Source organism: Sediminimonas qiaohouensis DSM 21189 (genome assembly GCF_000423645.1).
In the GTDB taxonomy this organism is placed as follows: domain Bacteria; phylum Pseudomonadota; class Alphaproteobacteria; order Rhodobacterales; family Rhodobacteraceae; genus Sediminimonas; species Sediminimonas qiaohouensis.
On the sequence record NZ_AUIJ01000002.1, the window covers coordinates 266,088 to 282,468 of the forward strand.

Here is a 16,381-nt window from a genome sequence, read left to right on the forward strand (position 1 = left end):
GACATGGGTATCCTAGAAGTCAAAGGCGTCAACAAGCGCTTCGGCGGTCTGCAGGCCCTCGGGGATGTGAACCTCGATGTGGCCGAAAACAGCGTGCATGCCATCATCGGGCCCAATGGCGCGGGCAAGTCCACGCTGCTCAACTGCCTGGTGGGCAAGCTGATCCCCGACACCGGCTCGGTGATGTTCGAGGGGCAGTCGGTGTTGGGGCGAAAACCCTACGAGATCAACCAGATGGGCATTTCCCGCGTGTTCCAGACGCCCGAGATATTCGGCGACCTGACCGTGCTGGAAAACATGATGATCCCCTGCTTCGCCAAACGCGACGGCGCCTTTCGCATGCACGCGTTCGAGCACAGCTTCAATGAAAAGGGCATCATCGAACACGCCGAGGCGATGCTTGAAGACATGAACATGGCCGACAAACGAAACGAGCATTCCGCCTCGATGTCGCGCGGCGACAAGCGCCGGCTTGAGATCGCGATGTGCCTGGCCCAGGACCCCAAGCTGCTGTTGCTGGACGAGCCGACGGCCGGCATGGCACGGGCCGACACGAACAACACCATCGACCTGCTCAAGCGGATCAAATCCGAACGGGAGATCACCATCGCGATCATTGAACACGACATGCATGTGGTGTTTTCATTGGCCGAAAGGATCACCGTGCTGGCGCAAGGCTCGCCGCTGGTCGAGGACACGCCCGAAAACATCAAGGGCCACCCCAAGGTGCGCGAAGCATATCTCGGCGAAGCGGCAGCCTAAGAAAGGACACGACATGAACGTCAAACCCGACTTTTCCAAGGGCAAGAACTACGCCGAAACCGCGCCGGCCTTCCTGTCTGTGTGGAACATGGAAAGCTATTACGGCGAAAGCTACATCGTCCAGAACATCAGCTTCAACGTGCACGAGGGCGAAATCCTCGCGCTTTTGGGGCGCAACGGTGCGGGCAAGACGACGACGCTTCGCTCGATCGCGCGGATGGACAGCCCACAGGTCGTGCATGGCGAGATCTGGCTTGACCATCAGCCGTTGCACACCATGAGCAGCCACCAGGCCGCCGTGGCCGGCATTGGCCTGGTGCCCGAGGATCGCTGCATTATCCCGGGCCTGACCGTCGAGGAGAACCTGGAACTGGCCCAGATCACGCCGCCCATCGGCTGGTCGATCGACCGCCTGTTCGAGCTGTTCCCGCGTCTCAAGGAACGCCGCAGGCAAGAAGGCGTCACCCTTTCGGGCGGCGAGCAGCAGATGCTGGCCGTGGCGCGCGCCCTGGCACGCGACATCAAGGTGCTGCTGCTGGACGAGCCGTACGAAGGCCTTGCCCCGGTGATCGTGGACGAAATCGAGAAAACCCTTCGCATCATCAAGGAGCAGGGCATCACCACCGTCATCGTGGAACAGAATGCCGTGCGGGCGCTGGAACTGGCCGACCGCGCCGTGATCCTTGACACTGGCGGTATAGTGTTTGACGGCACTGCTGCGGAAGTTCTTGAAAACGAAAGCCTGCGGGCCGAGTATCTCGCCATCTGAACCGCCCGTTAGCGGGCGAATGACGGCCACCATTGCAAGAAAAATTGACAGAAAGACGAAAGTTCATCATGTCCGACAAAACCTACGAACCCTCCGCTGACTTCGCCGCGAAAGCCCACGTGGACGCGGCGAAGTATCGCGAAATGTACGACGCCTCGGTCAAGGACCCCGAAGGTTTCTGGGCCGAGCATGGCAAGCGCGTCGACTGGATCGAGCCGTTCACCAAGGTCAAGAACACCACGTTCGACTATGGCAACGTCGACATCCGCTGGTTCGAGGATGGCGTCCTGAACGTCGCGGAAAACTGCATCGACCGCCACCTTGCGACGCGCGGCGATCAGACCGCGATCATCTGGGAACCAGACGAGCCCGACGCAGAAACGCTGCACATCACCTACCGCGAACTGCATGAAAAGGTGAACCGTTTCGCCAACGTGCTGCTCAGCCAGGGCATCATGCGCGGCGACCGGGTGGTGATCTACCTGCCCATGATTCCCGAAGCCGCCTACGCGATGCTGGCCTGCGCCCGCATCGGCGCGATCCATTCCGTCGTATTCGCCGGCTTCTCGCCCGACGCGCTTGGCAACCGCATCAACGATTGCGGCGCCAAGCTGGTCATCACCGCCGATGAAGCCCCGCGCGGCGGCCGCGTGACCGCGCTCAAATCCAACACCGACGCGGCGCTGCTGCACTGCTCGGACAAGGTGCGCTGCCTGGTGGTCAAGCATACCGGCGGTCAGACGACATGGATCGACGGGCGCGACGTGGACGTGAACGCGATGATGAAAACCGTCAGCCCCGAATGCCCCGCGCGCCCGATGAACGCCGAGGATCCGCTGTTCATCCTCTACACCTCCGGCTCCACCGGCAAACCGAAGGGCGTCGTGCACAGCGCGGGCGGCTACCTCGTCTATGCCGCGATGACGCACCAATACACCTTCGACTACCATGAAGGCGATGTGTTCTGGTGCACGGCCGATGTCGGCTGGGTAACCGGGCACAGCTACATCATCTACGGGCCGCTGGCCAACGGCGCGACCACCCTGATGTTCGAAGGCGTGCCCACCTACCCCGACGCCGGCCGCTTCTGGCAAGTGTGCGAAAAGCACAAGGTCAATCAGTTCTACACCGCCCCGACGGCCATCCGGGCGCTGATGGGCCAGGGCGACGAGTATGTCACCAAGTACGATCTGTCGGATATCAAGGTGCTGGGCACCGTGGGCGAGCCGATCAACCCCGAGGCGTGGAACTGGTACAATGACGTGGTCGGCAAGGGAAATGTCCCGATCGTCGACACCTGGTGGCAGACCGAAACGGGTGGGCACATGATCACCCCGCTGCCCGGCGCCACGCCGACCAAGCCCGGCTCGGCCACCGTGCCCTTCTTCGGGGTGCAGCCGGTCGTGCTTGAGCCCGAATCCGGCAAGGAAATCACCAGCACCGAGGCCGAAGGCGTGCTTGCCATCGCCGATAGCTGGCCAGGCCAGATGCGCACCGTTTACGGCGACCATCAGCGCTTCATGGATACCTATTTCCAGCAGTACAAGGGCTACTACTTCTCCGGCGACGGCTGCCGCCGCGACGCGGACGGCTACTACTGGATCACTGGCCGCGTCGATGACGTGATCAACGTGTCCGGACACCGCATGGGCACCGCCGAGGTGGAAAGCGCCCTGGTCGCACACGCAAGCGTCGCCGAGGCCGCGGTTGTCGGCTACCCGCATGACATCAAGGGTCAGGGCATCTATGCCTACGTCACCTTGATGAACGGCGTCGATCCCAGCGAGGAGTTGCGCAAGGAGCTGGAAAAATGGGTCCGCACCGAAATCGGCCCCATCGCCAAACCCGACCTGATCCAATGGGCGCCGGGCCTGCCCAAGACGCGCTCGGGCAAGATCATGCGCCGCATTCTGCGCAAGATCGCCGAGAACGACTTCAACTCGCTCGGGGATACATCGACACTCGCCGACCCGTCGGTCGTGGACGAATTGATCGAAAACCGCATGAACCACGGCTGAGCAATCAACCCTGAGAGCGAAACACGTGCGCGCCCCGTACCATGATGGTGCGGGGCGTTGCTCATTTGCCGGACCGCAACAGCAAGATGTTGAAATATGGACGATATCACGTCACTGTGGGCTGCGCGGACACTCTCTGCGTTCGCGAAGCGAAAGGAATGAATTCATGCGTAAAGCCATTCTCACAACATCCACCGTCGCGCTACTGGCCCTCACGGGCTGCATGACGCCATCGGAACAGCGCGTCGCAGGCGGGGCGGCCATCGGCGGCGCCCTGGGGCTGATCACGGCCAAGGCGCTCGGCTCCAATGACAACTGGACGGTTCTGACCACGCTGGGCGGCGCTGCTGCCGGTGCCATGGTCGCGCGCAACCAGGAAACCCGCGAATGCGCCTATGCACGCGGCGACGGCACCTACTACGTGCGTCCCTGCCCCTGATCGTGGCAACCTGACCAAATCTCTGAGCGGCCCGGCAATGCCGCCGGGCCGCCCAGATGCGGCATATCATTGCGCGGTCCAGCCGCCATCGATCGGAATTGCAGTGCCCGTCACGTTATGCGCGATCGGCGCACAAAGCCACAAGGCCAGCGCGCCGATCTCGCCGGGGTCCGACATGCGCCGCGAGGGCTGCTTTTCTGACAGCAAATCGGCAATCGCCGCCTCCCTGTCGCCGCCGAACGCGTCGGCGCGCGCCTTGATCTGCGGGGCTAGGATGGCGGTTTCGGTCCAGCCCGGACAGATGCAATTCACCGTCACACCGCCGGCCCCGCGCGATCCGGCATCGGCATATTCCAGCGCCGCCACCCGGCTAAGCCCTACCAGCCCATGCTTGGCCGCCACGTAGGGCGCCTTGTCTTTTGACGCGACAACCCCGTGCACCGACGCGATATTGATCACCCGCCCATACCCGCGCGCGGCCATCCCCGGCATCGCCGCCTGCATGGTCTGGAACGCGGCGGACAGGTTCACCGCAAGGATGTCGTCCCACGTGGCCCGCTCCATCTCGGCCAGCGGCGCGGTCTTTTGAATGCCCGCGTTGTTGACCAGGATATCCGGTCCGCCCCAGGCCGCGACCGCGTCCATCAACTCGTCGATCTGCGCGGCATCGCGCAAATCACCGTGAAAGAACTCCGCCTGCGGCGCCCCGGCCGCGCGCAACTCCTCGCACACCTCGTGCACCTGCACATCGCCCGCCAGCCCATGCACCGCGATACGCGCCCCGGCCCCCGCCAGCGACCGGGCAACCGCCAGGCCGATCCCCTGCACCGATCCCGTGATCAGCGCGGTCTTTCCGTTCAACTCACTCATCGCCTTTCTCCTCCAGCAGTCGGCGCAGCTCGGTCTTGAGAACCTTGCCGTAGTTGTTCTTGGGCAACTCCCGCAGATGCACGTAGCGCTTCGGGCGCTTGAACCGTGCGATCCGCTCAAGGCAATGCGCATCAAGCGCGGGTTTGTTCACCTCGCGGCCCGGTGCCGCCACTATGAAGGCGACGACAATCTCGCCCCATTCCGGGTCGGGCGCCCCCACCACCGCAGCCTCAAGCACCGCGTCATGGGTCATCAGCGCCTCTTCCACCTCGCGCGGATAGATGTTTGTGCCGCCCGAAATGATCATGTCCTTGGACCTGTCGCGCAACGTCACTAACCCTGCCGTGTCCATCACGCCGACATCCCCGGTCATCAGCCAGCCGTCGACCAGCGCCCGCTCGCTGGCCGCGTCATTGCGCCAATAGCCCGGCATCACCGCATCGCCGCGCACCATGATCTCGCCCGCGGTGCCGGCGTGCGCGGTGCCGCCCGCCCCGTCGCTGATCGCCACCTGCACGGCCGATTGCGCCCGTCCCACCGAGGCCAGCCGCGCCTGCCAGTCGGGATGCGTGCGATCGGCGACCATCGCGCGCGGCAGGGCGGTTATGCACATCGGGCACTCCCCCTGCCCGTAGATCTGGATGAACACCGGGCCGAAGTGATCTACCGCCTCGATGATATCGGCGCGGTACATCGGCCCGCCGCCGTAAACGATGCTGCGCAACCCCGCCCCGCTCGCCCCATGCGCCTTGGCGTGCCGGGTCAGCCGCTGCACCATCGTCGGCGCGGCAAACATGTGCACACGGTCGAAATGCGCGGCCAGATCAAGGATCTCGCCGGGGTCAAAGCCCCCGGACGGCGGACACACATGGCGCGCGCCAACCAGCACATGCATCACGTTGTAGAGCCCGGCGCCATGGCTCATCGGGGCGGCGTAGAGCGTGCAATCCTCGGCCTCCACCGCGTCGACATCCGCGAAATAGCTTAGCGCCATTGCCGACAGCATCCGGTGCGTGATCATCACCCCCTTGGGCGTTCCCGTGGTGCCCGAGGTGTAAAACAGCCACGCCAGGTCCTCCGCCGCCCGGTCAAGCGGGGCCGCCAGCGGATCGGCAGCGAACACGTAGCTATCCTCGCCATTCCCCGGCAGTACGACCACTTCGCCGTCGCAGCTTTGCGCTTGCAATGCGGGTGCCAGATCGGGCGTGGCGAAGACGATGCGCGCCCCGCTGTCGCCGATAATCCATGCCATTTCGCGGGCATGCAGCTTGGCGTTGATCGGCACCACCGCCGCCCCTGCATACCAGGCGCCGTACATGGCGCACAGGTAGTCGGGGCAATTGCGCATCGCCAGCGCGACACGGTCCCCCGGCATGACGCCGCGCGCGGCAAGCCACCCGGCCACCGCGCCCGCACGGGCGTCAAACCCGGCGTAATCCGCCACCATGTCGCGCCCCAGGAACAGCGCCGGGCGATCCCCGTCCACCGCCGCGCGCCGGTCCAGCCAAGTCGCGATATTGACCATTCTCACCTCCCTTGATCCGGCTTACACAAGCACCCCCCGCGCCTCCGATCAATCGGTAGAAATACGCGACTGGGCTTTTCATGGCGGCGCATTCAGGGCATGACATGCCCATGCAGATCGGGGATATCGCATTTGAGCACGCGCCCATTGGGCTGGCCATGCTGGAGAATCGCGTGATACGCGGCTGCAACCGGCAGTTCGCGCAGATCTTCGGCGGCGCGCCCGATGACTACCAAAACGTGCCGCTGGCGCATTTCTATCCCTCGCGGCAGGACTACGAGACAATCGGCGCGCGCGGCCTGGCCGAGATGCGCAAGACAGGCCGCTACAGCGACGAGCGCGTCATGCGCCGCGCCAACGGGGCGCTGTTCTGGTGCCGGGTGCGGGGGCAATCCCTGACGCCCGACGCGCCGTTCATGCGCGGCATCTGGTCCTTTGCCGACCTGTCCGAAGAACGCCCCGTGGTCGAGCTGACACAACGCGAGCGCGAGGTTGCGATCCTGACTTGCAGGGGGCTGACAAGCAAGGAAATCGGGCTCGAGCTGTCGCTGTCATACCGCACGGTCGAGGTGTATCGCGCCCGGCTTCTTGAGAAATTCCGCGCCCGCAAACTGGCGGAACTGGTGGCCAAACTATCGGGCATGCCACTGTGACGGCGCGCCGCTCGCCGATCGAAATAGCACCGCCCACAATGCAATTGCATGCTTTTCCAGCGCCGATAGATCGCCTATAAGCGCAACAGATTGTCACGGGGCCATGGCGCGCCCACCCCTGCAAACCGGTCGAGGACACTATGACAAAGAAAACCCATGACTCCGACGTGACCTTCATTCAGGCGCTGGCGGAACTGCTGCGCGAGAATGACCTTACCGAGCTGGAGGTCATGCGCGAATATGGCGACAACGACAGCCTCAATGTCCGCGTCAGCCGCAGTCAGCCGACCGCGCCCGCCGCGCCGCAACAACAAATCGCAGCACCCGCACCGGCCGCCGCCTCCGCCCCCGAGGCACCATCGGCCCCCGCCCAGGCGGTCGAGGACCCCGCCAGCCATCCCGGCGCGGTCACCTCGCCGATGGTCGGCACCGTCTACCTTCAGGGCGAGCCGGGCGCGCCGCCCTTTGCCAGCGTCGGCAGCCAGGTCTCCGAGGGCGACACCCTGCTGATCATCGAAGCCATGAAAACGATGAACCACATCCCCGCCCCGAAATCCGGCACCGTCAAGCGGATCCTGATCGAGGATGGCGCCGCGGTCGAGTTCGGCGCGCCCCTGATGATCATCGAATAAGGCATCGCACATGTTCGATAAAATCCTGATAGCCAATCGCGGCGAAATCGCCCTGCGCGTGATCCGCGCCGCGCGCGAGATGGGCATTCAATCGGTCGCGGTCCACTCGACCGCCGATGCCGATGCGATGCATGTGCGCATGGCCGATGAAACCGTGTGCATCGGCCCGCCCTCGGGCACCGACAGCTACCTGTCCATCCCCGCGATCATCTCGGCGTGCGAAATCACCGGCGCGCAGGCGATCCACCCCGGCTATGGCTTCCTGTCCGAGAACGCGAATTTCGTCCAGATCGTCGAGGATCACGACCTCACCTTCATCGGCCCGACCGCCGAACACATCCGCATCATGGGCGACAAGATCACCGCCAAGGACACAATGAAGGCGCTTGGCGTGCCGTGCGTGCCCGGCTCGGACGGCGGCGTTGCGACCTTGAAAGAGGCGCAGAAACTAGGCGCGGAAATGGGCTACCCGGTGATCGTCAAGGCCACCGCCGGTGGCGGCGGGCGCGGCATGAAAGTGGCCGAAACAGCCGCCGACATGGAAAGCGCCTTTCTCACCGCGCGCTCCGAATCCAAGGCCGCCTTCGGCAATGACGAAGTCTATATCGAGAAATACCTGACCACACCGCGCCATATCGAGGTGCAGGTTTTCGGCGATGGCAAGGGCCAGGCTGTTCACCTGGGCGAACGGGACTGCTCGCTTCAGCGGCGCCACCAGAAGGTGTTCGAAGAGGCCCCCGGCCCCGTCATCACCCCCGAAGAACGCGCCCGCATCGGCAAGATCTGCGCCGATGCGGTGGCCAACATCAACTACGCCGGCGCCGGAACCATCGAGTTTCTCTATGAAAACGGCGAGTTCTATTTCATTGAAATGAACACCCGCCTGCAGGTCGAACACCCCGTGACCGAGGCGGTATTCGGTGTCGACCTGGTGCGCGAACAGATCCGCGTTGCCGAAGGCTGGCCCATGTCCTTCACGCAAGATGGCCTGCGCCTGAACGGCCACGCCATCGAGGTGCGCATCAACGCCGAGAAGCTGCCCAATTTCTCGCCCTGCCCGGGCAAGATCACGCAATATCACGCGCCCGGCGGGCTGGGCATAAGGATGGACAGCGCCCTCTACGACGGCTACTCGATCCCGCCTTATTACGACAGCCTGATCGGGAAACTGATCGTGTACGGGCGCGATCGTCCCGAGGCGCTGGCGCGGCTTAACCGGGCCCTGGGCGAGTTGATCGTCGATGGCGTGGATACGACCGTGCCACTGTTCCACGCGCTACTGGCCGAGCCGGATATTCAAAGCGGCGATTACAACATTCACTGGCTGGAACACTGGCTAGAAACCAACATGGGCGGCTAACGGGCCGCCCCGCCTTTTCCATCCTGCGCGCGCAGGTCCGTCATGCCCCGCGACGACGAGCCGACAATCACGCCCGAACTTGTCCTGCACGCCTACGCGTCGGGCATTTTTCCGATGGCTGAACACCGCGACGACCCCGAGGTCTTCTGGGTCGAGCCGCGCCGCCGTGGGATCATCCCGCTTGACGGGTTCCACATATCGCGCTCACTCGCGCGGCGCATCCGGCAGGGGCGCTACGAGATCACCATCGACACCGCGTTCGACGCCGTGATGGATGCCTGCGCCGACCGTCCCGAGACGTGGATCAACGATCAAATCCGATCCCTCTACAGCCAGCTGCACGCCATGGGGCGCGCCCATTCCCTTGAGGTCTGGCAGGATGGGCAGCTCGCCGGCGGGGTCTACGGCCTTGCCATCGGCGCGGCGTTCTTTGGCGAAAGCATGTTCTCGCGCCGGCGCGATGCGTCCAAGATCGCGCTTGCGTGGCTGGTGGACAGGCTGCGGCGCGCTGGCTTTACGCTGCTAGACACGCAGTTTATCACACCGCATCTCGCCTCCCTCGGCGCGATCGAGGTGTCGCGCGCCGACTACCGCCGCAGACTAGATGCCGCGTTGAGCCGGAGCGCCGATTTCACCGCGCCGCCCGCCGCCACGCCTCAGGGCGTGGTGCAGCGCAACACCCACACGTCATAGCGCGGATGATCCAACGGGTTGAGCGCCGGCGATGTGGCCAGCATCCAACCCTCGAACTCCGTCGTGCCCGCCTCGCGGTCCTGGATCACCAGGTAGGCATAGGCCTCGCCCGCCGGGTTGTCCGTGGGATAGCGGCATTCGCGCAGCGTTATATCCATCCGGTTCAGTGTGCCGGTCTCGCCGCTGCGCAACTCCATGTCGCGGGTTGCGCCTTCCATCTTGTCCAGCGTGCGCAACACGGCGCCGGCGCCCTTTGTCACGGACTGTCCTTCTTGCGCCTGCTCTTCCTGCGCCAGCCCCGACAAGGCCGACGCCAGAACCATCGCCGCAGCGATACCCGCTCGCGCCCCGCCGATCATTGCGCCGCACCACCTGATTGCTCCGATCCGGTCACGAACTTCATGAGCAGCGAAACGAGGCTAACCGCACCCTGCGTATCCTCGATCTCGGCGCCCGGCTCGAAATAGAAAAGCGAGCCACCCGGCACGATCTCCACGAAGTTGCCGCCAAGCAACCCTTCCGAGGCGATCACGATCGCGCTGTCGTCTGGAATCTCGACCCCTTTGCGCACCTCGATCTCGGTATCGGCGCGGTAGGTCTGCGGGTTCAAGTCGATATCCGTGACCGTTCCGATCTTGACGCCCGCCAACCGCACATCGGTGCCCACTGTCACCCCTTCCAGCGATCTGAACGAGGCCGTCAGAGGATAGCCTTGCCCCCCACCGGCGGATAGCCCGGTCATTTGCCCCGCATAGACCAGAAAGCCAATTGCAATGGCCAGAACCGCGCCGCCGACAATGACTTCGGTTGTGTTCTCAGACATTTCGCCGCCTACCCTATTCCGGCGTCCACGCCTCGTAGTCGCTGGATGTTTTTGGATGGGCGCGGCGGATTGACCCGCTCGGCGCATAGGCCATCGCGGTGCCGGTCAGGTTTTCCTGGTGCGGCATTTCCCACGGCTTGTGCGCCAAGGGCTTGTCGCTCGGTGCCTCGTCATAGGTATAATGCAGCCAGCCGTGCCAATCGGGGCTGATGCGGCTTGCCTCGACCTCGCCGTTGTAGATGACCCAGCGGCGCTTGCCGTCGCGGCTGACGTAAAACTTGTTACCTTGATCGTCATCGCCCACGTGAACGCCCTTGCGCCAAGTATAGAACTGGGTGTTGAGGGTCTGGCCGTTCCACCAGGTCACGCTGCGCAGCAAAGTGTTCAGGATGCCCATCGATCTCTCCGCATTTTCCAAACCCGATATGGACCATTTGCGTGCAAAGGTCCAGTGGCCCGGCACCACAAATGGCGGCCATCCACAGCCTGCCTATAAAAGCACGTCTTCAACCAATAGCGAAAAAAGCTGCGACTTGCCGCTGACCCCCGCCTTTCTGTAGATCGCCGTGCATTGCGCCTTGACGGTCCCCTCGCGGGTACTGCGCAGATCGGCGATCTCGGTCAACGACATTCCCTTGAGCAGGAACCACGCCACCTCGGTTTCCGCGGGGGTCAGATCGAGTTTTCGCAGGTAATCCTCTACAACCTCGGTGAACTCGCCCGACGTCACGCGGCGCGCCGAGTCGGCCCGCCTGATCGCGCGGCTCGCGTTGATGGCAAGCACAACACCAAGCACCGCCCCCAATACCAGCCCCAGACTGGCGCCGATATCGACAAGCTCCCGCGTCTGCCAGCGCAATGGAATGGTCGGCAGCCCCAGGATGGCCGCCAGGATCTCCCACAGGAAATAGGCCCCGCAGCCGACCTGCACCAGCACAAGCGCCCACAGCAGCCAGGGATGCCTCAGCATGCTGGCACCCGCGCGCCCGGTCCGGCTTTCGGCGGGTGCGACATCATTGGCCGATTCCTCCGACCCCGCCGCCGACGCCCCCAACGCCGCCTCCGGCGCCACCGGCCCCTGTGCCATCAGCCCCTGTGCCGCCGCCGGATACATCTCCGCCGGTCGCGCCATCCACCGCACCAGTTACGCCATCGATTACACCGCCGACGCCATCACCGGGATCCTTGGACATGTCCTGCTCAGCTGTTTCGGGGGTAGCCTGATCCGACAGCGGAAAAACCTGGTCCCGGATAATCCGCCCTGTGGCGCGGTTTAGCACGACTTCGCGCAGGTAGTCGTCGCTCCGTGCGGTGATCAGGATACGGCCCAGCCAGGTGCGCTTGACCTCCGTCACCGCGTATCCCTGCTTCTCGACCAGGTTGACCACCGGCCGGGCCACTTCGGGCTCGGCAAAGGCCGGAACAGCAGCAAACACAAGCGCAGCAAATGCAATGGCAACAAAAGGTCTCATGACGGCATCCGGGTCCAAGGCAAACAGACGTAGGATCACGGGGGGTGGGCTGTCAATGCCCACGCCCCCGGTCCGCTCGACGGGTATCAGAAGCTGACGCCGGCTGCACCGCCAACGGCGCCGCCGACACTTCCGCCAACGCCGCCGCTACCGGCCGATGCACCGCCGCCGGCGCTACCCGAAGCGTCGGCACCAACGGACAGCCCGTCCAGCGCAGAACTGACGGCCCCGTTGATCGCGCCAACAGCGGTTTCGGCCTCGGCCCGGGCCCTGCTTGCGGTGCTTCCTGCGGCTTCGACGGCCGTATCCGTGCCGACCGTCGCCCGCAGTTTGGCCTTGGTGCCGGCGTCGCTCTCCGCCTCGTCACCCTCGGCGCTTTCTTCGTCCGAGCTCGTTCCCGCCCGAACCTGGGCACGGGTCCGCACCCGTTCGGAAAGCTGCGCTTCGGTACGGTGGTCAGTCAGTTCGACATTTGCATCCGCGTTGGTTTCCGCAGCTACGTTCGCGCCAACCATCGCCCTGTGGGACGTGCCTTCGGCAACAACAGGCAACGCCGTCGCCAGCCCCGCAACCGCGGTCAATGACATGGTAAGTGTTTTGAATGTAAAGGTTTTCATGGCGAACCTCCTCCAATTCCGATCTGTGTGTGTCGCACGGCCGATCGCCGTGTATCCAATCACCTAGACGCGGATATGGGAGCCAGATACTGGACAAATGTCCGGTTGGCGCCCGCATAAGCCAAAGTCATACGCCAATGATGCCGCACACGAGGCATTTCCTCACGGCTGATCAAAGGGAATTGGCCCCCTGGGCAACCCCATGCCGCGCGCACCGGTCCCCAACCAACGCAAAAAGGCGGGCGCAACGACCGCTCCAAGCTCATTGCTCCGGTTCCGTATTGGCAGCGTATGGCCTGTTGCTGCCGTTGAGGCCTGGCCCAATGCGCGGAATAGAGACGCGCTTGCGCGCCGCCGCGCAGCGCCCGACCCTCCTCTCGGGCGGGCGCTTTGGCGGGCGTATCAAATGATTGATAACGCAGAGGCATTTGGCCGGGATAAAGCGCGATCCACAAGCGTTGCTGTGCCCACCCGGCGGTCAAGCACTGCGCGGCTTCTCAATTGATCGCCCTATGTCCGCTCAGGGCCAGCTTACCCACTTCCCGAACAGCCCCGAAAGCCTCCTTCGTCCGTTGACCCAATATCCGCGACGCACAGCCATCCCGGCCTGAATATGCGCCACGAAACGCGAAAAGGCGGGCCCGACAGCCCGCCTTTTCCAAACTCTCGCACTTTCCGGGTGGATTACCCCGCAGTGGCGCTTTCTTTCTTGTCCTCGGCATAAATCATCAACGGTGCCGCGCCGTGGGTCACTGATTCCTCGTTCACGACCACTTCCTCGACACCCTCTGCGCCGGGCAGTTCGAACATCGTGTCCAGCAGGATATCCTCCAGGATCGATCGAAGCCCCCGCGCGCCGGTCTTGCGCTCGATGGCGCGCTTGGCGATCGCCTTGAGCGCGTCATCGGTAAAAGTCAGCTCTGCCTCTTCCAGCTCGAACAAGCGTTGATACTGTTTGACCAGCGCGTTCTTGGGCTGCGTCAGGATGGTCACCAGCGCATCCTCATCCAGGTCCTCCAGCGTGGCTATAACCGGCAAGCGGCCCACGAATTCCGGAATCAGGCCGAACTTCAACAGGTCTTCGGGCTCAAGGGTCTTGAGCTTTTCACCAACGCGCCCGTCATCGGGGTCTTTCACATCGGCCCCGAATCCCATCGCGCTGCCCTTGCCGCGCTGCGCGATGATCCGCTCCAGCCCGGCAAATGCGCCGCCCACGATGAACAGGATGTTGGTCGTATCCACCTGCAGGAACTCCTGCTGCGGATGCTTGCGCCCGCCCTGCGGCGGCACGCTGGCCACGGTGCCTTCCATCATCTTCAGCAGCGCCTGCTGCACGCCCTCGCCCGACACGTCCCGCGTGATCGAGGGGTTTTCCGACTTGCGCGTGATCTTGTCGATTTCGTCGATATAGACGATGCCGCGCTGCGCCCGCTCGACGTTGTATTCGCTCGATTGCAGCAGCTTGAGGATGATGTTCTCCACATCCTCGCCAACATACCCCGCCTCGGTCAGCGTGGTGGCGTCCGCCATGGTGAACGGCACATCCAGGATCCGCGCCAGCGTCTGCGCCAACAGGGTCTTGCCGCAGCCCGTCGGCCCGATCAGCAGGATGTTGGACTTCGACAGCTCGATATCGCTGCTCTTGGCCGAATGATTAAGCCGCTTGTAGTGGTTGTGCACCGCCACCGACAGCACCCGCTTGGCCATCGCCTGGCCGATCACGTAATCGTCCAGCACCTCGCAGATATCACCGGGCGTCGGCACGCCCTCGGACGATTTCAGCCCCGCCGATTTCGTCTCCTCGCGGATGATGTCCATGCACAGCTCGACGCATTCATCACAGATGAAAACCGTCGGGCCGGCAATCAGCTTGCGCACCTCGTGCTGGCTTTTGCCACAAAAGCTGCAGTAGAGGGTATTCTTGCTGTCGCCGCTTGAATTCGTTGCCATATCGTCCCTTTCAGGCCTCGCTCATCGGCTGCTTCCGCCGCTGTGACGGTGCGCAGGGTGTCTTGTAACAGCTTAGGTCAGCACCAAGCCAGTCACAACGTCAAATTCATCACCTGATGACAGTCCGCGGCGGCTTGCCTCAGGTGTCCTTGCCGCTCTCGTCGCCGTCACCGGGCGTGATACGGCTCTCGACGATCTCGTCGATCAAGCCCCAGTCGCGCGCCTCCTCGGGTGACATGAAGTGATCGCGCTCCAGGGCCGCCTCGACCTTGCTTAGCTTCTGGCCCGTATGACGTACGTAGATCTCGTTCAAGCGCTTTTTCAGCTTCATCGTCTCTTCGGCATGGATCATGATATCCGTCGCCTGGCCCTGGTAGCCGCCCGACGGCTGGTGCACCATGATCCGGCTGTTGGGCAAGGAAAATCGCATCCCCTTTGCCCCCGCCGTCAACAGCAACGAGCCCATCGACGCCGCCTGCCCGATCACCAGCGTGCTGACCTTGGGCTTGATGTACTGCATCGTATCATAAATCGACAGCCCACTGGTAACGACACCGCCGGGGCTGTTGATATACATGCTGATTTCCTTCGACGGGTTCTCCGCCTCCAGGTGCAAAAGCTGCGCCACGATCAGGCTCGACATGCCGTCATGCACCGGCCCGTTCACGAAGATGATCCGCTCCTTCAGCAGCCGCGAAAAAATGTCGTAGGCCCGCTCGCCCCGGCTGGTCTGTTCGACCACCATGGGAACCAGCGTATTCATGTAGGTTTCAAAAGGGTCTGTCATATCTGCCTGCCTGCAAGTGTTGGATCATCATTGATGGGAAGATGCTAAAGGAGTCTTAGTGTCGCGCCCACCGGGCTGCAAGGGGCGGTGCGCCATTTCTACGCTCCGCGCAAGACCCTGCCCCACGATCGCGCCTCTCCGCCTCGGCTCGCAACGCATTGCCCCTCCAGTGCCGGCGCTCCCGCACGGTTTGGCTGTCGCAGACCGCCTGTGCATCTTCTGGCCCCAAAATATCCCGGGGGAATCGCCGCCAGGCGATGGGGGCAGCGCCCCCACACGCGCGAAATCACATGATAGACGTGTGCGGACTACTCCGCGGCAGCGGGCTCATCAGGCGATTGGCCGTTGCCCTGCACCGACTCGCTGCCACCATCTTTGCCGCCATCGGCCTTTCTCTCGGCCTTGGGTTTGCGCGGTGCGCCGGATCGACCGCGCGCGTTGCGCGGCTTGCGCGGCTTGCTTTCCGGCGTCTCCACAAGGTTGCTGTCCTCGGCCGGGGCCTCGGCATTCCCTGCACCGGCGCTCTCGGCGCCGTCGTCCTGGCGCTGCTCCTTGGCTTTGCCTTGCTGCTGATCGCCGCCTGCATTGCCCTCGCGCTCCTGGCGTTGTGCGCGTTCGCGGTCCCGCTCGGCCTGGCGCTCGCGATTCTCGCGCTCTTGCTGTTCGCGGCGCTGATCCATCTCGCGCTGCGCCTCGCTCAGCATGCGCAGATAGTGTTCCGCGTGCTGTTGGAAGTTCTCGGCCGCCACCCGGTCGTTGCCCAACTGCGCATCACGCGCCAGCTGGTTGTACTTGTCGATGATCTGCTGCGGGGTGCCCCGCACCTTGCCTTCTGGGCCCGAACTGTCGAATACCCGGTTGACGATATTCCCGACAGAGCGCCCGGAATTGCGGTTCGACTTGGACCGCGACCTTGATTTGCTTGATCTCATGTTTTCAGTGTCCAGCCTTGGCACATTCTCGTTGCTCCCCGCGGTGCGCCTCGTGCGCTGTGTAACATGTGCGGTCACA

The 16,381-nt window shown here is 63.7% G+C and carries 19 protein-coding genes; 8 read left to right on the forward strand and 11 right to left on the reverse strand.

All coding sequences use genetic code 11. The features are described 5' to 3' along the window. Positions 1–3: 3 nt before the first annotated feature. The 4 genes from G568_RS0103710 to G568_RS0103725 all read left to right on the forward strand — a co-directional run bounded on the left by G568_RS0103710 (position 4) and on the right by G568_RS0103725 (position 3,988). Positions 4–762: an ABC transporter ATP-binding protein gene (locus tag G568_RS0103710; RefSeq protein ID WP_026756764.1), complete on the forward strand. Its 759-nt coding sequence runs from the start codon at positions 4–6 to the stop codon at positions 760–762. A 13-nt stretch (positions 763–775) separates the two neighbouring features. Beyond that, a complete protein-coding gene (locus G568_RS0103715; RefSeq protein ID WP_026756765.1) occupies positions 776–1,531 on the forward strand; it encodes an ABC transporter ATP-binding protein in 756 nt (251 codons plus the stop codon). A gap of 68 nt (positions 1,532–1,599) precedes the next feature. Continuing rightward, positions 1,600–3,549, forward strand: coding sequence for an acetate--CoA ligase (gene acs / locus G568_RS0103720; protein WP_026756766.1), 1,950 nt, complete (start codon positions 1,600–1,602; stop codon positions 3,547–3,549). Between the two features lie 166 nt (positions 3,550–3,715). Then, a complete protein-coding gene (locus tag G568_RS0103725) occupies positions 3,716–3,988 on the forward strand; it encodes a glycine zipper 2TM domain-containing protein (protein ID WP_026756767.1) in 273 nt (90 codons plus the stop codon). Between the two features lie 66 nt (positions 3,989–4,054). Here the strand turns inward: G568_RS0103725 and G568_RS0103730 are convergent, their stop codons facing one another. After that, complete coding sequence (locus tag G568_RS0103730) at positions 4,055–4,858, reverse strand: 3-hydroxybutyrate dehydrogenase (RefSeq protein ID WP_026756768.1); 804 nt, start codon at positions 4,856–4,858, stop codon at positions 4,055–4,057. Then, positions 4,851–6,383: a class I adenylate-forming enzyme family protein gene (locus G568_RS0103735; protein WP_037373584.1), complete on the reverse strand. Its 1,533-nt coding sequence runs from the start codon at positions 6,381–6,383 to the stop codon at positions 4,851–4,853. The genes G568_RS0103730 and G568_RS0103735 overlap by 8 nt, the downstream gene beginning before the upstream one ends. 110 nt (positions 6,384–6,493) lie before the next feature. Between G568_RS0103735 and G568_RS0103740 the strand changes: the two genes are divergently transcribed. The 4 genes from G568_RS0103740 to aat all read left to right on the forward strand — a co-directional run bounded on the left by G568_RS0103740 (position 6,494) and on the right by aat (position 9,721). Beyond that, the gene (locus tag G568_RS0103740; protein WP_245582876.1) at positions 6,494–7,036 is read left to right on the forward strand and encodes a LuxR C-terminal-related transcriptional regulator; all 543 of its coding nucleotides are present in this window, start codon (positions 6,494–6,496) and stop codon (positions 7,034–7,036) included. A 140-nt stretch (positions 7,037–7,176) separates the two neighbouring features. Continuing rightward, a complete protein-coding gene (gene accB, locus G568_RS0103745) occupies positions 7,177–7,668 on the forward strand; it encodes an acetyl-CoA carboxylase biotin carboxyl carrier protein (protein ID WP_026756771.1) in 492 nt (163 codons plus the stop codon). Between the two features lie 10 nt (positions 7,669–7,678). Then, positions 7,679–9,028 (forward strand): acetyl-CoA carboxylase biotin carboxylase subunit, encoded by a 1,350-nt coding sequence (gene accC / locus G568_RS0103750; protein WP_026756772.1) that lies wholly within the window; start codon positions 7,679–7,681, stop codon positions 9,026–9,028. Between the two features lie 42 nt (positions 9,029–9,070). Beyond that, positions 9,071–9,721 carry a leucyl/phenylalanyl-tRNA--protein transferase gene (gene aat, locus G568_RS0103755; RefSeq protein ID WP_026756773.1) on the forward strand — a complete coding sequence of 217 codons (651 nt, stop codon included), beginning with the start codon at positions 9,071–9,073 and terminating at the stop codon, positions 9,719–9,721. Here aat and G568_RS0103760 read toward each other — a convergent pair. The 9 genes from G568_RS0103760 to G568_RS18195 form a co-directional block, all read right to left on the reverse strand. Then, positions 9,685–10,080: a DUF2155 domain-containing protein gene (locus G568_RS0103760; protein ID WP_245582874.1), complete on the reverse strand. Its 396-nt coding sequence runs from the start codon at positions 10,078–10,080 to the stop codon at positions 9,685–9,687. The two genes, aat and G568_RS0103760, sit on opposite strands and share 37 nt — an antisense overlap. Then, positions 10,077–10,544 (reverse strand): outer membrane lipid asymmetry maintenance protein MlaD, encoded by a 468-nt coding sequence (mlaD, locus tag G568_RS0103765; protein ID WP_026756775.1) that lies wholly within the window; start codon positions 10,542–10,544, stop codon positions 10,077–10,079. Before mlaD ends, G568_RS0103760 begins: the two co-directional genes overlap by 4 nt. 13 nt (positions 10,545–10,557) lie before the next feature. Beyond that, complete coding sequence (locus G568_RS0103770; protein WP_026756776.1) at positions 10,558–10,941, reverse strand: NADH:ubiquinone oxidoreductase subunit NDUFA12; 384 nt, start codon at positions 10,939–10,941, stop codon at positions 10,558–10,560. A gap of 93 nt (positions 10,942–11,034) precedes the next feature. Beyond that, positions 11,035–11,676 carry a helix-turn-helix transcriptional regulator gene (locus tag G568_RS0103775; RefSeq protein ID WP_084627330.1) on the reverse strand — a complete coding sequence of 214 codons (642 nt, stop codon included), beginning with the start codon at positions 11,674–11,676 and terminating at the stop codon, positions 11,035–11,037. Beyond that, positions 11,558–12,016, reverse strand: coding sequence for a hypothetical protein (locus G568_RS20190; RefSeq protein WP_157084263.1), 459 nt, complete (start codon positions 12,014–12,016; stop codon positions 11,558–11,560). Before G568_RS20190 ends, G568_RS0103775 begins: the two co-directional genes overlap by 119 nt. A gap of 86 nt (positions 12,017–12,102) precedes the next feature. Next, a complete protein-coding gene (locus G568_RS0103785; protein ID WP_026756779.1) occupies positions 12,103–12,633 on the reverse strand; it encodes a hypothetical protein in 531 nt (176 codons plus the stop codon). A 684-nt stretch (positions 12,634–13,317) separates the two neighbouring features. Next, positions 13,318–14,583 (reverse strand): ATP-dependent Clp protease ATP-binding subunit ClpX, encoded by a 1,266-nt coding sequence (gene clpX, locus G568_RS0103790; RefSeq protein ID WP_026756780.1) that lies wholly within the window; start codon positions 14,581–14,583, stop codon positions 13,318–13,320. A 139-nt stretch (positions 14,584–14,722) separates the two neighbouring features. Then, positions 14,723–15,370, reverse strand: a complete 648-nt coding sequence (locus G568_RS0103795; protein ID WP_026756781.1) for an ATP-dependent Clp protease proteolytic subunit — start codon at positions 15,368–15,370, stop codon at positions 14,723–14,725. 308 nt (positions 15,371–15,678) lie between these two features. Next, the gene (locus G568_RS18195) at positions 15,679–16,302 is read right to left on the reverse strand and encodes a DUF4167 domain-containing protein (protein ID WP_051202701.1); all 624 of its coding nucleotides are present in this window, start codon (positions 16,300–16,302) and stop codon (positions 15,679–15,681) included. Positions 16,303–16,381: the final 79 nt, after the last annotated feature.

Excerpts from the sequence above, each read along its gene's own strand:
- G568_RS0103710 (WP_026756764.1), top strand. The coding sequence starts at position 4 with ATGGGTATCCTAGAAGTCAAAGGCGTCAACAAGCGCTTCGGCGGTCTG.
- G568_RS0103715 (WP_026756765.1), top strand. The coding sequence starts at position 776 with ATGAACGTCAAACCCGACTTTTCCAAGGGCAAGAACTACGCCGAAACC.
- acs (WP_026756766.1), top strand. The coding sequence starts at position 1,600 with ATGTCCGACAAAACCTACGAACCCTCCGCTGACTTCGCCGCGAAAGCC.
- G568_RS0103725 (WP_026756767.1), top strand. The coding sequence starts at position 3,716 with ATGCGTAAAGCCATTCTCACAACATCCACCGTCGCGCTACTGGCCCTC.
- G568_RS0103730 (WP_026756768.1), bottom strand. The coding sequence starts at position 4,858 with ATGAGTGAGTTGAACGGAAAGACCGCGCTGATCACGGGATCGGTGCAG.
- G568_RS0103735 (WP_037373584.1), bottom strand. The coding sequence starts at position 6,383 with ATGGTCAATATCGCGACTTGGCTGGACCGGCGCGCGGCGGTGGACGGG.
- G568_RS0103740 (WP_245582876.1), top strand. The coding sequence starts at position 6,494 with ATGCAGATCGGGGATATCGCATTTGAGCACGCGCCCATTGGGCTGGCC.
- accB (WP_026756771.1), top strand. The coding sequence starts at position 7,177 with ATGACAAAGAAAACCCATGACTCCGACGTGACCTTCATTCAGGCGCTG.
- accC (WP_026756772.1), top strand. The coding sequence starts at position 7,679 with ATGTTCGATAAAATCCTGATAGCCAATCGCGGCGAAATCGCCCTGCGC.
- aat (WP_026756773.1), top strand. The coding sequence starts at position 9,071 with ATGCCCCGCGACGACGAGCCGACAATCACGCCCGAACTTGTCCTGCAC.
- G568_RS0103760 (WP_245582874.1), bottom strand. The coding sequence starts at position 10,080 with ATGATCGGCGGGGCGCGAGCGGGTATCGCTGCGGCGATGGTTCTGGCG.
- mlaD (WP_026756775.1), bottom strand. The coding sequence starts at position 10,544 with ATGTCTGAGAACACAACCGAAGTCATTGTCGGCGGCGCGGTTCTGGCC.
- G568_RS0103770 (WP_026756776.1), bottom strand. The coding sequence starts at position 10,941 with ATGGGCATCCTGAACACTTTGCTGCGCAGCGTGACCTGGTGGAACGGC.
- G568_RS0103775 (WP_084627330.1), bottom strand. The coding sequence starts at position 11,676 with ATGGCGCGACCGGCGGAGATGTATCCGGCGGCGGCACAGGGGCTGATG.
- G568_RS20190 (WP_157084263.1), bottom strand. The coding sequence starts at position 12,016 with ATGAGACCTTTTGTTGCCATTGCATTTGCTGCGCTTGTGTTTGCTGCT.
- G568_RS0103785 (WP_026756779.1), bottom strand. The coding sequence starts at position 12,633 with ATGAAAACCTTTACATTCAAAACACTTACCATGTCATTGACCGCGGTT.
- clpX (WP_026756780.1), bottom strand. The coding sequence starts at position 14,583 with ATGGCAACGAATTCAAGCGGCGACAGCAAGAATACCCTCTACTGCAGC.
- G568_RS0103795 (WP_026756781.1), bottom strand. The coding sequence starts at position 15,370 with ATGACAGACCCTTTTGAAACCTACATGAATACGCTGGTTCCCATGGTG.
- G568_RS18195 (WP_051202701.1), bottom strand. The coding sequence starts at position 16,302 with ATGAGATCAAGCAAATCAAGGTCGCGGTCCAAGTCGAACCGCAATTCC.